Raw genomic sequence first — 19,724 nt, 5'->3', positions numbered from 1 at the left:
CGCTGAATCGCGGCTTACGAGTAGGCGCAAGCTGAAGACAGTGCGTCGCTGCATCTTCAAGTCAGCAGCGACTGAAGATGGGGCGCACGTGCCGAAATTTGCCTCGCTTTTTTACTGGCATATTTTCGAAGTACAACTAAACTCCTGATTAAGAGCAGGGCTGAAACCCTTCTCCCAGGCTCTTGCCTGACGGCCAGAGCTACCCTCAAACGATGCCGGACCGATCCCGGCTAAGGTACACGCTTGAATACTGAAGTGGTTCCTCAACACGCTGCTCCAACCGGGCAGACACGGCTCAAGCAGACGCTTGGCCCCTGGCAACTTTGGGGAATTGCGGTCGGACTAGTCATATCCGGTGAATACTTTGGCTGGAGTTATGGATGGGCTACGGCGGGGACACTGGGATTTGTAGTGACGTCCATGCTGGTGGCCGCGATGTATGCCACTTTTATTTTCAGCTTCACGGAATTGACCACGTCGATCCCCCACGCTGGCGGTCCATTCGCTTATGCTCATCATGCCTTCGGCCCGCTGGGGGGATACCTTGCAGGCGCGGCAACACTGATTGAGTTTGTGTTTGCACCTCCAGCGATCGCTCTTGCTATCGGTGCTTACCTTAATGTGCAGTTCCCGGAGCTATCGCCAAAACACGCTGCAGTGGGAACCTACGTTGTCTTCATGGCATTGAATATTGTCGGAGTACAAATCGCGGCGGCATTTGAACTTATCGTCACGCTGCTTGCGATCTTTGAACTGATTGTTTTCATGCTGGTCGTTTCACCAGGGTTCTCTCTCGCCCATTTTGTAAAAGGCGGATGGTCAGGCATCGACCACTTCAGCCTCCACGCACTGCCGGGCATGTTTGCCGCGATTCCCTTCGCCATCTGGTTTTTCCTGGCGATCGAAGGAGTTGCAATGGCGGCAGAGGAAGCAAAGGAGCCGAAGCGTTCAATCCCGATCGCGTACATCTCGGGCATCTGCACACTGGTGCTGCTGGCGATTGGAGTGATGCTTTTTGCAGGGGCCGCTGGAGATTGGACGAAGTTGGCTAATATCAACGACCCCCTGCCGCAGGCGATGAAGATCGTCGTAGGAGCAAAGAGCGGATGGCTACACATGCTCGTATGGCTGGGACTATTTGGGCTGATCGCCTCATTTCATGGAATAATCCTCGGCTACTCCAGGCAGATCTTTGCCCTCGCGCGAGCCGGTTATCTGCCCCGCTACTTCGATAAGGTGCATCCGCGCTTCCGGACTCCTCATCGTGCGATCATCGCTGGCGGCGTGATCGGGATAGCCGCCATCTACAGCGATGAACTGATTACATTCAGCGGGCACACTCTGACGGCGAATATCGTGACGATGTCAGTGTTCGGCGCAATTCTGATGTATATCATCAGCATGCTTTCCCTGTTTCGCCTGCGGCGCACTGAGCCCACGATGGAACGGCCGTTCAAGGCTCCGTTCTTCCCCTACTTTCCAGCCTTTGCGCTGCTTAGCGCTCTGGTGTGCATGGGTAGCATGCTGTACTACAACTGGCTTGTGGGAGTTGTTTTCGCTGGGTTGCTGCTGGCCGGGTACATCTACTTCCGCATGACGGGTCACCAGCGCGCAGTCGTGCCGCTCGACCTGCTGCTTGAGCATAAACAGGAATTGCAGCCTGAACATGGCGGGAACGGTCCAGCCTTATGAGTTCGTTCACGCAGAGTTGCGGCGGCCGTAATTACCTCTTCGACGACCTGAAGACCCTGCTGGCGAAGGCCAGCCCGGCGCGCTCAGGCGACAGCCTCGCAGGCATCGCTGCGGAATCTGAAGAAGAACGCATCGCAGCCCGGATGGCGCTGGTCGAGCTTCCACTCTCGTATTTCCTCAGCGAAACACTGGTGCCCTATGAAACCGATGAAGTCACGCGGCTGATCATCGACACGCATGACAGTATTGCCTTCCAGCAGATCAGCCACTTGACCGTGGGGGACTTGAGAAACTGGTTGCTGAGTCCAGAGGCTGATACAGAAACACTGGCGAAAGCCGCCCCGGGCATCATGCCTGAGATGGCAGCGGCTGTATCCAAGTTGATGCGCAATCAGGACCTCATTCTCGTTGCGCAAAAGTGTCATGTGGTTACGCGCTTCCGCAACACGATTGGACTGCCCGGGCGCTTGTCGGTGAGGCTGCAGCCGAATCACCCGACAGATGACGTCACGGGAATCGGGGCGTCGATGCTTGAAGGGTTGCTCTTCGGCTGCGGCGATGCGGTCATTGGAATCAATCCGGCAACAGACAGCCTCTCGATCGTAGTCAGGCTACTGAAGATGATCGACGACTTCCGCCTGCGGTATGAGGTGCCTACCCAGTCATGCGTGTTGACCCATGTGACCAATACGATTGAGGCGGTCGAGCAGGGCGCGCCTGTGGATCTAGTCTTTCAGTCCATCGCCGGGACGGAGCGCGCCAACGCCAGCTTCGGAGTCAACCTTGGGCTGTTGCGGGAAGCACAGGACGCCGCTCTATCCCTGCATCGTGGCACGGTCGGGAACAACGTGATGTACTTCGAGACGGGACAAGGCAGCGCGCTCTCCGCGAACGCCCATCACGGCCTTGATCAGCAGACCTGCGAAGCGCGTGCTTATGGAGTGGCGCGTGCGTTTCGGCCTCTGCTGGTAAACACCGTGGTTGGATTTATCGGGCCAGAGTACCTCTACAACGGCAAGCAGATCATACGCGCCGGACTGGAGGACCATTTCTGCGGAAAGCTGCTCGGACTGCCTATGGGCTGCGACATCTGCTACACCAATCATGCTGAAGCAGATCAGGATGACATGGATACGCTCCTGACGCTGCTGGTTGTCGCGGGTGTCCACTTCATTATGGGGGTGCCTGGAGCGGATGACATCATGCTGAATTATCAAAGCACCTCCTTTCATGATTCGCTCTATGCCCGCAGGATTCTGCGCCTGCGGCGTGCACCAGAGTTTGAAGAATGGCTGGCAAGAATGGGCGTGACCGATGAGCGCGGAGAGCTGAGGCAGATTGCCTCTGGCAATCAACTGATGCTCCATGCCAGCAAGATGCTGGAGGGCAATTGACCAAGCAGCCCATGAAAGACCCGTGGCTGCAGCTGCGGCGCTTCACCTCTGCAAGGATCGCGCTGGGGCGGGCGGGAGATAGTTTGCCAACGGACGCGCTGCTTGACTTTGAACTCGCGCAGGCGCGGGCGAGAGATGCTGTACACGAGGTGCTGAAGGCTGATCTGCTCCTGGAACGGGCGAAGGAAGCAGGATTTTCTGCGCTGAAGGTGCACAGCGCTGCTTCGGATCGCAGCGAATACCTGCGCCGGCCAGATCGGGGCAGGATGCTCGATGAACCAAGCAAGTTACAGCTGCAGGCGATGCAAGCCGATGAGCGGCCGGATATAGCGTTTGTGATCGCAGACGGCCTTTCGGCCCTGGCAGCAGAACGCCACGCCTTTCCTTTGCTGGAGTTGATGCCCGCTAAGTTGCCGGGATGGAATATCGGACCGGTGGTAGTTGCCGAGCAGGCGCGGGTCGCGCTGGGCGATGAGATTGGCGGGTGCCTGAGAGCAGCTTTCGTCGTGGTGCTGATTGGCGAGCGCCCTGGAATGAGTTCGCCCGATAGCCTTGGCATCTATCTCACTGCCCAACCGCGCTCTGGACGCACGGACGCTGAGCGGAATTGCATTTCCAATGTGCGCCCGGAAGGCCTCAACTATGAGATGGCTGCGAAGAAACTCGCTTACCTACTAATGTCCGCGCGAAAGCTTGGCACAACTGGCGTACTGCTCAAAGATCATAGTGACTTGCTTGCATTGGAGGATGAGGGTCTGCGAGCCCAGAAGGCGATATCGTAATTTACCTGGGTGAAACCTGCCAGACATAAGCTGCAGATGAAACAGCTCAAGTCCTGCTGCCAGATTTGCCGCCTGGGAATCTTAACCCTTTTCTTTAGATAGGACGCATAATGGTTTTCCGCAGTCTCGCCGTATTTGTGATGGGCGCCATGCTCGCCGGGAGTTCCGCTGTCTGTGCTCCAACCGCGACAGATAAGCCGCCCTCAGGAGTTGTTCTTCCGAATGGAAGAAGCATTACGCCAACAGGTAACTGGACTGTTCTGGCACCGTTTGCCTATGCGGTGGCTGTGCGTCCCGATGGAACGCAGCTCACAGTTCCCTCGATTGGATGGCCATTCTCCCTGAATATCCTGGACCATCCTGACTCTTCCGGGTCCAACGTCCAACAGATTCCTCCGGGGCAGACGAACAACCCAGCGGTGCGCGTGCATGCCGGGGTGGCTTACTCTCCTGACGGGCGGCTACTCTTTGATGCGACTGGCGACGATGGGCGAGTCGCCATTTACGATACCGCCAGTTGGCGCCAGATCGCCTCGGTCCAGCTCGATGGCGCTACTGCCGGGCGTACTTATTCAGACAGCTTTGCCGCCGCACTTGTGCTGAGTGGCGATGGTCGAACTCTTTACGTTCTGGATCAGGGTAACTGGCGCGTGGTCCTGATCGATACAGCGAGCAGAAAGCGAATTGCCTCAGTACCCACTGGGGTGAACCCTTTCACCCTCGCGTTGTCCCCCGATGGACGGCATATGTATGTCGCTAACTCGGGGCTGTTTGAATATCGTCCAATTCCAGGCGTAGAGCGTGCGCACCTGCTTACAACGGGGCTGCACTTTCCACCCTTCGCAAATCTCTCGCCAGAGGCGAAGAACGGAACCGTCGCAGAGGGCCACCAAGTGCCGGGCCTGGGCGATCCCAACGATGCGCGCGGGAGCTCTCTCTGGACCTATAACATCGCTGACCGTCTGCACCCTGAAGTCACGGCCAGGCTGCGGCTAGGGGCACTCATCACCGGTTCAGGCAAGGGTGTCGTCGGCGGAGCGTCGCCTTCTGGACTTGCATCTGACTCGCAAAACGTCTACGTGGCGCTGGCGCACGAAGATGCAGTGGCCGTGGTGCGCGGAGATGGATCTGCTCTGGAGCAAACGATCCCGCTTTCCCCTTTTACAAGCCGCGACCTAAAGGATGATTCCGGGCGGCCGCTGCGGGGTGTGATTCCTGCCGGGATGGCATTATCAGGGGACCATCTTTATGTCGCAGAGGCAGGTATCAATGCGGTTGCCGTAATCGATACACATAAGAGGCAATTGCTTGGTCAGATGCCGGTTGGATGGTTTCCTTCCGCGCTGGCAATAGCGCCTGACGGCCGCACGCTCTATGTGGTGAATGCGCGAGGCCAGGGCTCGGGACCAAATGGAAGCGATGCGGTGCGCGAGCCTGCACCGGGTACTTATGTTGGAGAACTGGAGCATGGCAGCCTTTCGACGATTCAGTTGCCGGTTAGCTCTACCAAGCTTGAAGAGATGACCCACGCTGTCATCGCAGACAATCAGGCAGCAGTGCGGCCAACCGAAGCGCTGCCCGCTGTTCACCATGTTTTTCTCATCATTCGTGAAAACCGCACCTTCGATGAGATTCTCGGCGACCTGCCGAATGCGAACGGCAACCCAAATCTTGCGCGCTATGGAATGAAGGGCTGGACTACGGAGAAGCCTGTTCTAAAGGGGGGCGTTGCAGTCACGCCGAATGCTCACGCACTGGCCGAACGATTTGCCATAAGCGACAACTTCTTTGCCGACAGCGATGTTTCCGCAGATGGCCATCGTTGGGTAGTAGGAATAGCGCCGAGTCCGTGGCTTGATCTCGCGTGGTCCTCGAACTATGGTGGCAGACGCCGGGAAGACCCTGCCAGTGAGGCGCCGGGACGCCGCGCACTTGGCGGTGGCGCCGATGCTCCGATGCCCGAAGATGAACCGGAGTATGGTTCGATGTGGGAGCACATTGCCAGCCACCACCGGACCATCTTCAACTATGGAGAAGGCCTGGAGTTGGAAGGTGGCGAAGAAATCGATGGCTCCGCGCCGGAGGGTCAGCGACTGGTGCTCAACGCACCGCTGCCTGCGCCGCTCTTCGCACACACCGATCGCCGATTCCCTACCTTTAACCTTGGCATCCCGGACCAGTTCCGCTATGAAGAATTCCGGAGAGATTTCTCACGAAAGATCGCGGCCGGAAGCGTGCCCTCGCTGGTGGTGATTCGCCTGCCGGTCGATCACACAGCCAGCCCGCGAACCGCGGATGGATATCCTTATCGCGCTTCCTATGTCGCAGACAATGATCTGGCGCTGGGGAAGATTGTCGATTTCCTCTCCCACAGCCGCATCTGGAAAGACAGTGCTGTATTTGTGACGGAAGATGACGCGCAGGGAGGAGTGGACCATGTGGACGCCCATCGAAGCGTATTGCTGGTAATGGGTCCATCGGTGCGTCCCGGGTATGTGGATCACCGACATACGAGCATGTCCAGCATTCTGCGCACCGTTTATGAATTGCTGGGGACAGGCCCGCTGAATCTTGAAGACGGCCTTTCCGCTGATCTCAGCACCATGTTTACCAAGCAGCTCGATCTGCGACCTTATAACGCGGTGCCAGCCGATCCGCGAGTCTTTCAACCGGAAAAGGCACGCATTGCCCGGCCTAAAACCAAGGAAGAGGCTGCCGAGTTAGTGGATTGCGACGATCCGCAAGATCTCAATCTCTCAGAGGCAAGATCAAGATCAAGGCATGCGCACTCTTCAACGAAGAAGCCGTCTCCTGCGGAGTAAGAAAGTGGCCCCGCATCCAGAGCGTGTGGTTGCGGGCTTTTCCGCCCAGACGGGGCGAAGAGCTGAAGACACTTTTGCTGGTGTTGAAAGCTCTCGCCAGAAGCTGATGGACGGGTGTAGCCTTGAGTCGCGCAGCGAGCTTCGCTTTTGCAGCATCGCACCAAAGGAGCCATCATGGCCACTCTTGCACCTACCAAGCAGATCACACCGGAAACTTATGGCCGTCCCATCCATCTCAAAAAGCGCTATGAAAACTTTATTAACGGTGAATGGACACCTCCCACCGACGGCCAGTATTTCGAAAATGTAACGCCAGTGACCGGGCAGGTGCTCTGCGATGTGCCCCGCTCGAACGCAGCAGACGTCAACAAGGCAATCGATGCGGCTCATGCAGCTCGCGAAGCATGGGGACGCACCTCTACAACTGCAAGGGCTCGCATTCTGGAGCAGATCGCTCAGCGAATTGAAGACAATCTCGAATATCTGGCGACAGTCGAGACCTGGGATAATGGCAAGCCAATTCGCGAGACGATGGCCGCTGATCTGCCCCTATGTGTCGATCATTTTCGGTACTTCGGCGGGTGCATCCGTGCTCAGGAAGGCGGAATCTCAGAAATCGATCATGAGACGATCGCTTACCACTACCACGAACCACTGGGCGTGGTTGCCCTGATCATTCCATGGAACTTTCCCTTGCTGATGGCGGCATGGAAGCTGGCTCCCGCCCTGGCCGCAGGCAATGCAGTAGTACTGAAGCCGGCGGAGCAGACGCCTCTGTCGATTCTTACCCTGGTGGAGTTGATCGCCGATCTATTGCCTCCTGGCGTGCTCAATGTTGTGAACGGCTTTGGGCTTGAGGCGGGCAAGCCACTGGCATCGTCACCGCGGGTCAATAAAGTCGCATTTACCGGTGAAACGACCACTGGCCGGTTAATCATGCAGTATGCTTCGCAGAATATTATCCCGGTCACCCTTGAACTGGGCGGCAAGTCTCCGAATATCTTCTTCGCCGATGTTATGAACGAGGATGACGACTTCTTTGATAAGTGCCTGGAGGGCTTCGCGATGTTCGCCCTGAATCAGGGCGAGGTTTGCACATGCCCATCTCGCGCTCTCATCGAGGAGTCAATCTATGACAAATTCATGGCGAGAGCCACGGCCCGGGTGAAGGCGATACGGCAGGGCAATCCTCTGGACAAAGAAACGATGATCGGGGCGCAGGCCTCAACGGAACAGATGGAGAAGATACTTTCCTACTTCGACATTGGAAAGCAGGAGGGCGCAAAGGTGATTACTGGAGGCAAGCGCTCCGAAGCTGGTCCGGCGGGAGGATTCTATATTGAACCGACGATCTTCGAAGGGCACAACAAGATGCGAATCTTCCAAGAAGAGATTTTCGGTCCTGTCGTGTCTGTAACCAGCTTCAAGAACGAGGAAGACGCGTTGAGCATTGCGAACGATACGCTCTACGGGCTTGGCTCCGGTGTGTGGACTCGCAATATCAATCGCGCGTACAAGTTTGGCCGGGGCATCCAGGCAGGACGCGTATGGACAAACTGCTATCACCTGTATCCTGCGCATGCGGCTTTTGGAGGCTACAAGCAATCGGGCATCGGCCGCGAGAATCACAAGATGATGCTTGAGCATTATCAACAGACGAAGAATCAGCTCATCAGCTATAGCCCGAAGGCGATGGGATTTTTCTAACCCACAACTCCAGATATTTTCGGGTGCCTGGCTCCTGCGGGAACAGGCATCCGAAAGCAGATAGATTCCACCAACCTCTATGCCTCCACCACAAATTCTCGTAACTCCGGCGGCGGAAGCCCTCATTGCAAAACTCCGCGCGAAGCATGGTCCGCTCATGTTTCATCAATCCGGCGGATGCTGCGACGGATCTTCACCGATGTGTTTTGCTCAGGGCGAGTTTCTGCTCGGCGACAGCGATCACTTCCTCGGCACGATTGCTGAAGTGCCCTTCTATATGAACCAATCCCAGTTCGAATACTGGAAACACACACAACTCATTCTGGACGTGGTGCCGGGACGCGGAGGCATGTTCTCACTGGAGAATCCCGAGGGAGTGAGGTTTCTCATTCGGTCGCGCGTCTTCACGCCGGACGAGATCAACGAGCTTCGCGAGGCGAATCTGATCTAAAGTCTGAACACTCAAACCGCCTCGCTGAAAAGCTCGTCCCACTCAAGGCTGCGCGTAGTAGCCAGTTCGAGTGCGAGCTGTGAGGCCTGGCTTGTCTACTTTTACCGAGATATCACGATAGTCATTCGGGTGTTCTGCTGCGGGCGAGTTGATTTTAAGGATGTAGAAAGCATCGGCATCAGAAGCTGCGGTTGCAATCTCCCCGGCAACATCATTATTCGAGTTGAGAACCCGGCCTCCTGACTGCAACGCGAGCACCTGCAAGGCGAGATTGCCAATCTGCATCTTCTTGGCGGAGGGAACGCCCTTGGTGAACTCCTCATAGAAGGTAGTGCGATAGCTCACACCATCGGCGGTGCCCAAGGGATCTACGCTGGAAAGCGTAATTCGAGCCTTGCGCAGCGAAGCTGATAGGCCTACGAGAGAAGCAAAAAGCCCTTCCTGATCCTTATAACTAAGCTCGACCTCCGGGCCCGACAGGAGAGGCCAGCCGGGGGATATCCAGATGAGAAGCTTGCGACCGGGACGAGTCTGCTCATAGGCAGCAAGGCGTTCCAGCCCGCTCGCAGAGAGCTGGAACTCTTCCGTCCATCCATAAAAGCCGGCCTCGCGGCCGATGTCACGGATAGCAATCTCTGCCTTGTCGAGAAAAGCAGCGAGCTGGTTGCCGTCACGAGAAGCTTGGGGAGTTATCTGGATGCCTTTGTCCCCAAGGATAACCAGCGTGATGGGCTGGCTCAGCTTGCCGTTGTTCCGTTTGAGGAATTGATCGACTTGCTGGCGCTCATAAGCCACATTGCTAAAGCGCGTGTTTACGGTATCGATGAGGAGTATCGTTTCAATGGGCGCTGCACTGGTAGCGGTTGCCTCCACTGCGCGGAAGCTGGTGATGGGTTGCTGCTTTTTATCCATGTAGACCGTGAAGTCCTGCTGCTGAAGTCCACTGATAGGCTTGCCATTATGGCCGGATACAACCACGTCGAGATCAAGAGTACCTGCCGTGGAGACTGGAGCAGTTATTGGAACGGAAGATTTGGGGGCTGCGGCTGCTACTTGCGCGGTGGCAAGTGTGGCGCTAACAGAGAGAGTGCAGACAGCCAAGGCAAGACGCCTGGAATAGCGCATGAATAAGTCTCCAGTCTATATAGACGCAGATTATCTTATCTGGGAGATGCCTAGCATGTATAAAACATTTCACGTCCGTACACGCCTGCGCTGCGACAGGAGATGGAACCGAGAACAGAGTAATGGTAGCGCTTTCATCTAACAGGCCCATTTGCCAGCAAGGGGACCCATATCTATGACTTTCAGCGGTACGACATCCAGGCCCCAAGAGCCCGCGATTCCTAAGACAACGGCAATCGATCCCGATGCGGCGCTCACGGGCCTGTCGAGCGCCGAGGCTCGAGAACGATTGAAGCAGGTAGGGCCAAACTCCATGGCGGAGACGAAGTACCACCCGCTGCGGAGAATCATAGACAAGCTGTGGGCCCCGGTTCCATGGATGCTCGAGGCTGCGATCCTTCTTCAGCTCGTGCTGCATAAGTTTACCGAGGCAGCTGTCATAGCGTCCCTGCTGCTGTTCAACGCCGCCCTTGGTTTCTTTCAGGAAGGAAAAGCACAGGCGACGCTCGCAGCCTTGAAGTCACGGCTGGCACTGAATGCGTCTGTCCGGCGGGATGGGGTCTGGACAATCGTACCGGCGGCCGAGCTGGTGCCTGGTGACACGGTCAAACTGTCGCTCGGCGCCGTCGTTGCGGCAGATGTCAGGATTATCGATGGTTCGGTTCTTCTGGACCAATCCATGCTCACGGGAGAATCAGTACCTGTGGAGTCGGGCGCTGGCACAGAGAGCTACGCAGGAGCCCTTGTGCGGCGCGGCGAAGCCACAGCGATCGTTACACAGACGGGTGTGCGGACCAAGTTTGGCCGTACGGCCGAGCTGGTTCGCTCGGCCCATGTTGTGAGTTCTCAGCAGAAGGCAGTCCTTCGGGTGGTGCGCAACCTTGCACTCTTCAACGGCGTAGTCATCGTGGCGCTGGTGATCTACGCGACCCTCCATGGCATGCAGTGGAATGAAACTATCCCGCTCATCTTGACCGCTGTACTGGCTGCGATTCCTGTAGCCTTGCCAGCTACGTTTACGCTTGCGACCGCTTTAAGTGCGAGATCCCTGGCCAAGCGCGGCGTTCTTCCGACGCGGCTCTCCGCTATCGATGAAGCAGCCTCCATGGATGTGCTTTGCTCAGACAAGACGGGTACTCTCACTCGCAATGAACTATCGGTGAACAACGTTCGGACGATGTCGGGCCATGATGAGGCTTACGTACTGGGCTTAGCCACTCTGGCCAGCGCGGAGGGCGGCCAGGATCCCGTCGATGCTGCGATCCGCGCCGCAGCGAAGAGCCGACCCGAATCGAAGCTGCCGAAGCTAGTTAACTTTATCCCCTTCGATCCGGCTAAAAAGATGTCAGAGGCACATGCGATTGATCGAGACGGTGTCCCCTTACGCGTGGTTAAAGGCGCGTACAGCACTATCGCTGCTCTAACGCACGCGACGTCAGATGCAGAAACTGCAGTCGATGAACTGGAGAAGCAGGGTTACAGGGTTCTAGCAGTGGCAGCAGGAGCTGAAGGCGCGATGCAGCTGGCAGGACTCATCGCCCTGAGTGACCCGCCGCGGTCCGACTCTGCTGCACTCATTGCGGAGCTGAAAACCCTTGGTGTGCGTACGATCATGGTGACTGGTGACGCACCGGCTACCGCTGGGAGTGTCGCCCGCGCAGTGGGACTGAATGGTCCTGTCTGTCCGCCCGGACCACTCCCAGAAAAGCTTCGTCCGGAGGACTTCGCAGTCTTCGCGGGCATTTTCCCCGAGGGCAAGTTTGACCTTGTAAAGGCTTTTCAACGGACAGGCCACACGGTGGGGATGTGTGGGGATGGAGCCAACGATGCTCCTGCTCTTCGACAGGCTCAGATAGGTGTTGCCGTATCCACTGCCACGGATGTGGCGAAATCAGCGGCAGGCATTGTGCTGACGACGGCTGGCCTCGACGGCATCGTGGCTGCGGTCAAGGAAGGCCGATCTGCCTTCCAGCGCATCCTCACCTACACACTCAACTCTGTCACGAAGAAGATAGTGAACGTAATATTCCTGGCCATAGGCCTGATCATTACAGGACACGCAGTCCTGACACCAATGCTCATGGTGATCATCATGATTACAGGCGACTTTCTGGGAATGTCAGTCACGGCCGATAATGTGCGGCAATCAGCCGCGCCCAACAAATGGCAGATAGGCAAACTGACGATTGCGGGATCAGTACTTGGGAGCTGCCTGCTCGCCTTCGCTACTGGGGCACTGCTCATAGGCGCGTACTGGCTCCGGATGGACATTCGCGCGCTTCAGACCTTCGCAATGGTGGCACTGGTATTCGGCAGTGAGGCAACCCTGTATTCGATTCGCGAGCGAGATCGCATGTGGCGCTCACGACCAGGCATCTGGATGGTGATCGCCTCTATCGGCGACATCCTGATCATCTCCATCCTCGCCATTCGAGGAATTGCGATTCAGTCTTTACCGATAGCACTTGTGGGAGGAACGCTTCTTGCAGCGCTCTTCTTCGCCTTTCTATTGGACCTTGTTAAGGTTCCACTCTTCAGGCTTTTGCAGATTGCATAGGGTTGGACAGGATCACTCGCTTCGCAGCACTCCAGGATCGGAGTGAAGCTGATTTTGCCACAGAGGATAGCTGAGAACGACAACTGCTGCAGAGTTGCTGTCCTCACTTCGGGTAAAGTTGCGACCGAGCAGCGGATGGGCCCCGAGCAGCGGAAAGAATGTTGCAGATACGCGTTCAGCCTTAGCTCTGATGGGCTGTTGAATGTTGTCGCCCGTTAGCTCATAGCTTGCATTTGTGAAGCCTGCAACCGAGGAGAAGGCCAGGCTATCATGCTGAAAGGTGAGTACATCAGGAGGCGAAAGCTCGCCCTGCTCGAAAAAGTGCCTGATGCCTTCGTGAATGCGGACAAGCTGCGACGGCTCAGCATAAGGCAATGGCCTCATCAAAACTGCGTAGACGATAGAGAAGGCTGCAGCCACTCCACCTATGCCAATGGCAAGCGTCAGCACAGCGGTCAGCGTGAAGCCTAAGGACTTGCGAAGTTGGCGCAAAGCATACCGAAAATAGTTAAACACCGTTCTATCCTCATTTCCAGGAACAGCGTTCCTACTCGCTGCGCAGGGTCTGGGCCGGATCGATCTTTGAAACCCGCATCGCCGGCAGCACGCTTGCCGCGAAGGCAATCATCATCAACAGAATCGGCACAGCGATCAGAGTCATGGGGTCATATTCGCTGATGCCGTAGATCTGGCTCTTGAGCACGCGCAATGTGAAGAAAGACAGGAGAATGCCCGCGGCTGTGCCAGACAGGGCGGAAATCATGCCAGAGGCCCCGACAGTAGCCATCGCTTTGCGTGTGGTTGAACCTAATGCGATACGGATGCCTATCTCGCGAGTTCGCTGGACGACGATGTTCGAAACCAGAGAATAGATGCCGATGGCCGAGAGCAGTAACGCCAGCCCCGCAAGTGTGCTGAGCAAAGTGACTTCTATCCGCTGCTGTTGCAACTGCTGCGCCTCAATCTCGCTCATTGAATAGAAGCCGGAAAAGGGCAGCGCGGGATCGGCCTTGGCCAGAGCCTGCTGCATCTCTGCTGTCAACCCAGAGATCGCACCGCGGGTGCGGACAATCCAACTTGGCTGGAACCAGACATTGGCCAAATTGATGGTTTGCTGACTTGTCTGGGCAGCGGCGGTGTAATAAACAGGCTCCGTCGAGAGTGGAACATCCCTAACAATACCGGGCGCTTTCGCGACGTCGCCCACAACACCAACGATGGTGAAGCTCTTCTTTCCAAGTTGCAGATGCCGCCCAAGAGGATTCGGATTGTGATAGAACTTGCGCCCAAAGGCTGCATTCACTACCAACACGCCCTCGGAGCTATCCGTATCGCTGTCACGAAAGGTGCGTCCGGAGAGGACAGGGATGCGCAATACGTCAAAATATTCGGGCGTAACCCAGACCGTGCTGATGCCCTCTTCGGTACCGGCGGGGGGCCCGTCAATAAACTTGATTCCATCGTTGAGTCCGCGCTCATAAGGCAGGCTCAGAGCAACGGCAGCGCTTCTCACGCCCGAAATCTGTTTCATGTCCGCTATGCTTTTCGTCAATAGCGACTGAAAAGCTGCGGCTTGATGGTAGCGGGCGTCATCGAGTGAGGCCTTGGCGGTCATCACGTTGTCCGGATTAAAGCCGGGTGGCAGAGTTTCCAGATGGATAAGGGTGCGCACCAGCAGGCCTGCGCCTGCAAGCAAGACAACCGTTAGTGCGACCTCAGCGCCGATAAGCCATTGGCGCAGGCGGCCCTGCTGGCCGGCTACGTTGCGGCTGCCCGATGCGAGAGCGGTGCGGATATCGACGCGCCGCGTTGCGAGCGAAGGCAGCGCACCAAAGAGCAGGCTCGTGCCTATCGACGCGACTGTTGCGAAGGCGAGTACCCGCTCATCGAGCGTGAAGCCTCCGATCGGAATCATGAATGTGGGCACCAGCCTTGCCACACTGAGCAGGATGAGCCACGCAAAGGCCACACCAACCGTTGCGCCCAGCAGAGACAGGACCAGGCTCTCAGTCCAAAGCTGGAAGAGAACAGCCCATCGTCCTGCGCCAAGGGCGAGGCGAGTAGCAAGCTCCTGCGTGCGGCGCGATATGCGCACGAGTGCCAATCCAGCAAGATTGCCGCAGGCGATGAGAAGGATAAGGCCCACCGCCACCATAAGGACGCGAATCTGGTCACGCATGTCCCCGGCGAGTTCGCGCTGAAGAGGCTGCACATAAAACCAGCCTGCGCCGTGATAGCTGGAGGGGATTTCATCGAAGGCTGGGACACGGACATGGCTGAGTTGCGCTCTTACCTGCTCCCAGGTAGCGCCGGGCTTGAGCCTGACGTAGATGGCGCAGTTGTTGCCGCCGCACTCACCGTGTGGATCGCCGGGACGTTGGGGAACCCATAGCTGCGCGGCCGTCGGCATCTGTGCGCCGCGCGGCAGAACTCCTACCACGGTGTAGGGTGCACCCCTGAGGGTGATAGTCTTGCCGAGAATGGCCGGGTTCGCATCGAATGTAGATTGCCACAAGCCATAGCTCAGCACGACAGCTTCAGGGCCACCTGGCATGTCCTCCTCCTGCGTGAAGGATCGACCCAGCATCGGCTTGATACCTAGAACATCAAAGTAATGGGCGGAGACGCGTGTGCCCTCGACATATCGCACCGTCGCTCCGGTCGTGAGATTGATGCCGTCGCTTCCTTCCTGACTGGTTGCGGCCAAAAGGGAGGGCACATTCTCCGTAATTGCCCGCCAATCCTTGAGGTCATGGCTGTCATCTTCTTCGTGGACAAAGCGGTGCGTCCGCGGGGAAATTCCCTGCTCGTGGGTAATCAGCGCACCCAGGCGCTGCGGCTCAGGATAGGGCAACTGCCGGAGCAGGAATCCATCTACCATGCTGAAGACAGCCGTATTGACGCCGATGCCGAGGGCCAGCGTCAGAATGACTGCAATCGAATAGCCCGGGCTTTTACGAAGTTGGCGAACAGCGGATTGGAGACTTTGCCGAAGCATCACGGAGACCTCGATGTTGCAAGACGGCAATCAGCGTGCCAACGTTGAGCAGCTGTAACCGCTTTATAATCAGCCACCAAAGCACAGCCTCCTGAGCTTGGGCGTCCATTTCCGGACAGAGGCTGTCCAGAAATGGACAGTCTCCAGACGAATGGCCCCGCTGATTTTGGGGGCTCGTCATTTGTGATAGCCATCACTGCACCGGACCTGCATACTCATATACGATTAAAAAGGTCGTATTTGCGATATGATGGTAGTTGAGTGTTTTATTCGTCATTCCCCGTGCGGGAAGAAACGTTCCACTACTCGGGGAAAGCATTGATTGCATTGAGCGAGCTGAAGACGGGCAGAAGCGGCGTGGTCGAAGACCTGGAGCTTCCCGAAGAGGTACAGCATCATTTAATGCATATGGGATTTGTGCCAGAGGCAAGAGTACTGGCTGTGCGGCGGGCGCCGGCCGGCGATCCAACGGTCTACTCGATCGCGGGTTTCGAGGTCGCGCTGCGGCGCGAAACGGCGCAGTGGATTCGCGTTCGTGAAGATAAGGGACAGGTGAAATGAGCAGCTGCTGCACTCCCCAGACAGTGGATCTCGACCCAACGCCGCGCATTCCTGGCAAGGTAAAGACGGTAGCGCTGGTGGGACCGCCGAACTCCGGCAAGTCGACGCTCTTCAACCGTCTGACTGGGCTGCGTCAAAAGGTCGCCAACTACCCGGGCGTGACCGTGGAGCAGCATTTCGGCAAGATGAGCGGCATAGACCGCAGCGACCTGACCCTGATCGACTTGCCTGGGATCTACAGTCTCAACTCTTATTCTGAAGACGCGCGGGTTGCAATCGAGGTACTAACCGGAAAAATGCCCGGCACACCCGCGCCCGATGCGGTGCTGCTGGTCCTTGATTCCCTGCATCTGGAGCGGCAACTGATGCTGGCGGCGCCGGTGCTTGCGCTGGGGCTGCCTGTTCTTCTGTTGCTGAATATGAGCGACGTGATGGAGGCGCGCGGAGGCGTCGTAGATACGCTGGCCCTGGCCCAGGAGCTGGGCGTTCCAGTAGCGAAGATCAGCGCAGCTCGCGGTACAGGGTTGGACGCGATCACCCACTTTCTGAATCAACATAGCGCAAACAGCGCACCCCAGCTGGAACTGCCCGTCGTGGGAAATGCCCGCAGCTATCGGCAATGGGCAACCGGCATCAGTACCCGAACAAAGTACAAGGCTCCTATCTCCTCCACATGGACGCGGAGGCTCGATTCCGTTCTCCTGGGGCGAATCTCCGGGCCGCTGGTTTTTCTAGCGGTTGTGATCGCCGTCTTTCAAGTTGTCTTCACACTTGGGCAGCCGTTGAGCGACGGCATGCAGGAGTTGCTCAACCGGAGCGGCGACGCCGTGGGGCATCTGATGGGATCTGGCTGGATGGAATCCCTGCTGATCGATGGAGTGTGGAAGGGCGCTGCATCCATCCTGGTATTCCTGCCGCAGATTCTGCTGCTGTTTCTCTTTATAGGAGTGCTTGAAGATTCAGGGTACCTGGCACGCGCGGCTCTTATTGCTGACCGCGTCATGCGCACAATCGGGTTGAACGGCAAGGCCTTCATTCCCCTGCTGTCGGCATATGCCTGTGCAGTTCCGGCCATCATGGCCACGCGCACGATCGAAAATAAGCGCGACCGCTTTGCGACCATCCTCGTTACTCCATTCATGACATGTTCGGCACGGCTGCCGATTTACACGCTGATGATCGCCGCGTTCATTCCAAACAAGCATATTCTTGGCAACTTCTTTGGCATGCGTGCAGCGGTAATGCTGGCACTCTATCTGCTTGGCTTTGTAGCCGCACTGGCGACGGCCCGACTGTTGAAGTCTTCCATCCTCAAGGCCTCGGCTGCTCCGTTCATTCTGGAGCTGCCGCAGTATCGAGTACCGACGCTGCGCTCGCTGGGTCTGCGCCTTTTCGACCGTGGCATGGTCTTCTGCAAGCAGGCCGGCACAGTCATTCTCTCAGTCACGTTGGTTCTGTGGGCGCTGAGTCATATCCCTTTCGGCACCTCCCTGCCGGACAGCATCATCGGCCATATAGGACGCTGGATCGAGCCCGCTATTCATCCTCTGGGCTTTACCTGGAAGATAGGCATCGGGCTGCTTAGCTCTGTAATTGCGCGCGAGGTAATCGTCGGCACTCTCGGCACTCTTTACGGAGCGGACCCGGCAACCCAGTCGCTCAGCCTGCAGGCGGCTCTGCGGCACGATCTGACGCTCGGGGGAGCGATGGCGCTGGTGGTCTTTTTTGCCTTCGCGATGCAGTGCACCTCCACACTCGCGATCGTGAAGCGGGAAACAAACAGCTGGAAATGGCCGGCACTGCAGTTCGCGTATATGAGCGTGCTGGCCTATGTGGGCGCGTTGTTGACAAACGTGCTTGTATCGCGGATTTTCTAGTATTCTTGAAGCTAGACCAGACGCCTCCGAAATATCCTTGCAAATGAAGTGATAGTAGCGTGCATTCCTGTGCCTGCTCAACCAGCACGCCGGTGAAGCGCTTCAGCGTAACGGGGCAAGAAGAGAATAATCATGATTTCTGTCAACAACGTAAGTATGCGGTATGGCTCAAAGATCCTCTTTGAGGATGTAACAGTCACCTTCATCGCGGGGCGCCGCTACGGCCTCACCGGCCCCAACGGGGCAGGCAAGTCAACCTTCATGAAGGTTCTGACGGGCGAAATTGATGCGCAGAAGGGTAATGTAGTGCGCCCCAAGAAGCTGGGCGTTCTGCGCCAGGACCAATATGCGTTCGACGCCTATCGAGTGATCGATACGGTCATCATGGGAAACAAGCCGCTGTGGGCGGCGATGGAAGAGCGTGACCGCATCTACGAGAAAGCTGAATTGACGGACGCCGACGGCATGCGCCTGGGCGAACTCGAAGGCATTGTCGGCGAGGAGGATGGCTATACGGCGGAAAGTGATGCAGCCATTCTTCTACAAGGTCTCGATATTCCAGATGACGTTCATGAACGGAAGATGGGCGAGTTGCAGGGCGGCCAGAAGGTTCGCGTCCTGCTGGCACAGGCGCTTTTCGGAAAGCCACAGGCGCTCCTGCTCGATGAGCCGACGAACTACCTTGATCTTGACTCGATCCACTGGCTGCAGGACTTCCTGCTGCGCTTTGAAGGAACGCTCATTACCATTTCGCACGACCGACACTTTCTGAACAGTGTCTGCACCCACATAGCGGATATCGACTATCAGACGATCATCACCTACACGGGTGGGTACGACGACATGGTGGTCGCAAAAACGCAGATTCGCTCGCGACTGGAATCAGAGAACGCACAGCGCGAAAAGAAGATCTCCCAGTTAAACGAGTTCATTGCGCGGTTTGCAGCAGGTACCAGGTCAAGCCAGGTAACAAGCCGTAAAAAGGAAGTTGAACGCCTGCAGACAAATGACCTTGCGCGCTCAAATATTCAACGCCCGTACCTGCGCTTTGAGCAGTTGCGGCCATCAGGGAAACATACGCTTGAATTTGAAAATGTTTGCAAGGCCTATGACGGACAAAGCGTAATTGATGGCTTCAGCGGCTCAGTGATGCGCGGAGAAAAGGTCTGCCTGATGGGCCGCAATGGCCAGGGGAAAACAACCCTGCTCAAGTCCTTGCTGGCTGAATTGCCTGACCTGAACGAAAAGGGCTTTTCGCTGGATGGAGGGACGGTGAAGTGGGGCCACGAAGCGCAGATTGGCTACTTCCCGCAGGACCACACAGGCGCCATCGAACATGGCACGACGGTCTTCGACTGGCTCTATCAATTCGACCCAAAGGCAACGAAGGAGGACATTCGCGGTCTGCTTGGCCAGATGCTCTTCAGCGGTGAAGAGGGGTTGAAACCGACGAGCGCACTGTCCGGAGGCGAAGCAGCGAGACTACTCTTCTGCAAGCTGATGCTGCAAAAGCCTAACATTCTTATCCTTGACGAACCAACGAACCACCTCGATCTCGAGTCCATCAATGCGCTGAACCTGGCCCTGCAGAAGTATGAAGGTACTGTCCTGTTAGTGACTCACGATCATGACCTGATCGAGGAGGTTGGTACTCGCATCTGGCACTTTGAAAATGGTTCTATCGAAGACTTCAAAGGTCCATATGAGGAATACGCAGCAGCGTCTGCAGCTAACCGCTAATCACCTCGCACGGAACCT

13 protein-coding genes are annotated in these 19,724 nt (G+C 56.9%); 10 read left to right on the top strand and 3 right to left on the bottom strand.

Features of this window, described 5'->3' with window-relative positions:
• The first annotated feature begins 243 nt into the window (after positions 1–243).
• The 6 genes from eat (at position 244) to C7378_RS04110 (ending at position 8,848) form a co-directional block, all read left to right on the top strand.
• Positions 244–1,692: an ethanolamine permease gene (gene eat / locus C7378_RS04135; protein WP_131992058.1), complete on the top strand. Its 1,449-nt coding sequence runs from the start codon at positions 244–246 to the stop codon at positions 1,690–1,692.
• Positions 1,689–3,086 carry an ethanolamine ammonia-lyase subunit EutB gene (locus tag C7378_RS04130; protein ID WP_131992054.1) on the top strand — a complete coding sequence of 466 codons (1,398 nt, stop codon included), beginning with the start codon at positions 1,689–1,691 and terminating at the stop codon, positions 3,084–3,086. Before eat ends, C7378_RS04130 begins: the two co-directional genes overlap by 4 nt.
• A complete protein-coding gene (gene eutC / locus C7378_RS04125; RefSeq protein WP_165876637.1) occupies positions 3,083–3,868 on the top strand; it encodes an ethanolamine ammonia-lyase subunit EutC in 786 nt (261 codons plus the stop codon). The genes C7378_RS04130 and eutC overlap by 4 nt, the downstream gene beginning before the upstream one ends.
• 110 nt (positions 3,869–3,978) lie before the next feature.
• Entirely contained in the window at positions 3,979–6,690 is a 2,712-nt protein-coding gene (locus C7378_RS04120) for a bifunctional YncE family protein/alkaline phosphatase family protein (RefSeq protein WP_131992051.1), read from the top strand.
• A 174-nt stretch (positions 6,691–6,864) separates the two neighbouring features.
• The gene (gene exaC / locus C7378_RS04115) at positions 6,865–8,397 is read left to right on the top strand and encodes an acetaldehyde dehydrogenase ExaC (RefSeq protein ID WP_131992048.1); all 1,533 of its coding nucleotides are present in this window, start codon (positions 6,865–6,867) and stop codon (positions 8,395–8,397) included.
• 79 nt (positions 8,398–8,476) lie between these two features.
• Entirely contained in the window at positions 8,477–8,848 is a 372-nt protein-coding gene (locus C7378_RS04110) for a DUF779 domain-containing protein (protein ID WP_131992045.1), read from the top strand.
• Between the two features lie 42 nt (positions 8,849–8,890).
• On the opposite strand, the gene C7378_RS04105 is transcribed toward C7378_RS04110, so the two are convergent.
• Positions 8,891–9,973: a VWA domain-containing protein gene (locus tag C7378_RS04105; RefSeq protein ID WP_131992042.1), complete on the bottom strand. Its 1,083-nt coding sequence runs from the start codon at positions 9,971–9,973 to the stop codon at positions 8,891–8,893.
• 175 nt (positions 9,974–10,148) lie between these two features.
• Between C7378_RS04105 and C7378_RS04100 the strand changes: the two genes are divergently transcribed.
• Positions 10,149–12,530 carry a plasma-membrane proton-efflux P-type ATPase gene (locus tag C7378_RS04100; RefSeq protein ID WP_131992039.1) on the top strand — a complete coding sequence of 794 codons (2,382 nt, stop codon included), beginning with the start codon at positions 10,149–10,151 and terminating at the stop codon, positions 12,528–12,530.
• A gap of 12 nt (positions 12,531–12,542) precedes the next feature.
• Here the strand turns inward: C7378_RS04100 and C7378_RS04095 are convergent, their stop codons facing one another.
• The gene (locus C7378_RS04095) at positions 12,543–13,046 is read right to left on the bottom strand and encodes an ABC transporter permease (RefSeq protein ID WP_165876636.1); all 504 of its coding nucleotides are present in this window, start codon (positions 13,044–13,046) and stop codon (positions 12,543–12,545) included.
• Positions 13,047–13,077: 31 nt separating this feature from the next.
• Positions 13,078–15,528 (bottom strand): ABC transporter permease, encoded by a 2,451-nt coding sequence (locus C7378_RS04090; RefSeq protein ID WP_131992033.1) that lies wholly within the window; start codon positions 15,526–15,528, stop codon positions 13,078–13,080.
• A gap of 327 nt (positions 15,529–15,855) precedes the next feature.
• Here C7378_RS04090 and C7378_RS04085 point away from each other — a divergent pair, with 327 nt between their 5' ends.
• The 3 genes from C7378_RS04085 to C7378_RS04075 all read left to right on the top strand — a co-directional run bounded on the left by C7378_RS04085 (position 15,856) and on the right by C7378_RS04075 (position 19,706).
• Positions 15,856–16,089 carry a FeoA family protein gene (locus C7378_RS04085; RefSeq protein WP_243648053.1) on the top strand — a complete coding sequence of 78 codons (234 nt, stop codon included), beginning with the start codon at positions 15,856–15,858 and terminating at the stop codon, positions 16,087–16,089.
• Positions 16,086–17,966, top strand: coding sequence for a ferrous iron transporter B (gene feoB, locus C7378_RS04080; RefSeq protein WP_131992030.1), 1,881 nt, complete (start codon positions 16,086–16,088; stop codon positions 17,964–17,966). The genes C7378_RS04085 and feoB overlap by 4 nt, the downstream gene beginning before the upstream one ends.
• 132 nt (positions 17,967–18,098) lie before the next feature.
• Positions 18,099–19,706, top strand: coding sequence for an ABC-F family ATP-binding cassette domain-containing protein (locus tag C7378_RS04075; RefSeq protein ID WP_131992027.1), 1,608 nt, complete (start codon positions 18,099–18,101; stop codon positions 19,704–19,706).
• Positions 19,707–19,724 lie beyond the last annotated feature (18 nt).

Origin of the sequence: Acidipila rosea (assembly GCF_004339725.1) — a bacterium.
In the GTDB taxonomy this organism is placed as follows: Bacteria; Acidobacteriota; Terriglobia; order Terriglobales; family Acidobacteriaceae; genus Acidipila; species Acidipila rosea.
The sequence above is the reverse complement of the archived record's forward strand: the minus strand, read 5'-3'. Positions and strand labels throughout refer to the sequence as shown.

Excerpts from the sequence above, each read along its gene's own strand:
- C7378_RS04130 (WP_131992054.1), top strand. The coding sequence starts at position 1,689 with ATGAGTTCGTTCACGCAGAGTTGCGGCGGCCGTAATTACCTCTTCGAC.
- C7378_RS04120 (WP_131992051.1), top strand. The coding sequence starts at position 3,979 with ATGGTTTTCCGCAGTCTCGCCGTATTTGTGATGGGCGCCATGCTCGCC.
- C7378_RS04075 (WP_131992027.1), top strand. The coding sequence starts at position 18,099 with ATGATTTCTGTCAACAACGTAAGTATGCGGTATGGCTCAAAGATCCTC.
- exaC (WP_131992048.1), top strand. The coding sequence starts at position 6,865 with ATGGCCACTCTTGCACCTACCAAGCAGATCACACCGGAAACTTATGGC.
- C7378_RS04100 (WP_131992039.1), top strand. The coding sequence starts at position 10,149 with ATGACTTTCAGCGGTACGACATCCAGGCCCCAAGAGCCCGCGATTCCT.
- C7378_RS04090 (WP_131992033.1), bottom strand. The coding sequence starts at position 15,528 with ATGCTTCGGCAAAGTCTCCAATCCGCTGTTCGCCAACTTCGTAAAAGC.
- C7378_RS04105 (WP_131992042.1), bottom strand. The coding sequence starts at position 9,973 with ATGCGCTATTCCAGGCGTCTTGCCTTGGCTGTCTGCACTCTCTCTGTT.
- C7378_RS04110 (WP_131992045.1), top strand. The coding sequence starts at position 8,477 with ATGCCTCCACCACAAATTCTCGTAACTCCGGCGGCGGAAGCCCTCATT.
- feoB (WP_131992030.1), top strand. The coding sequence starts at position 16,086 with ATGAGCAGCTGCTGCACTCCCCAGACAGTGGATCTCGACCCAACGCCG.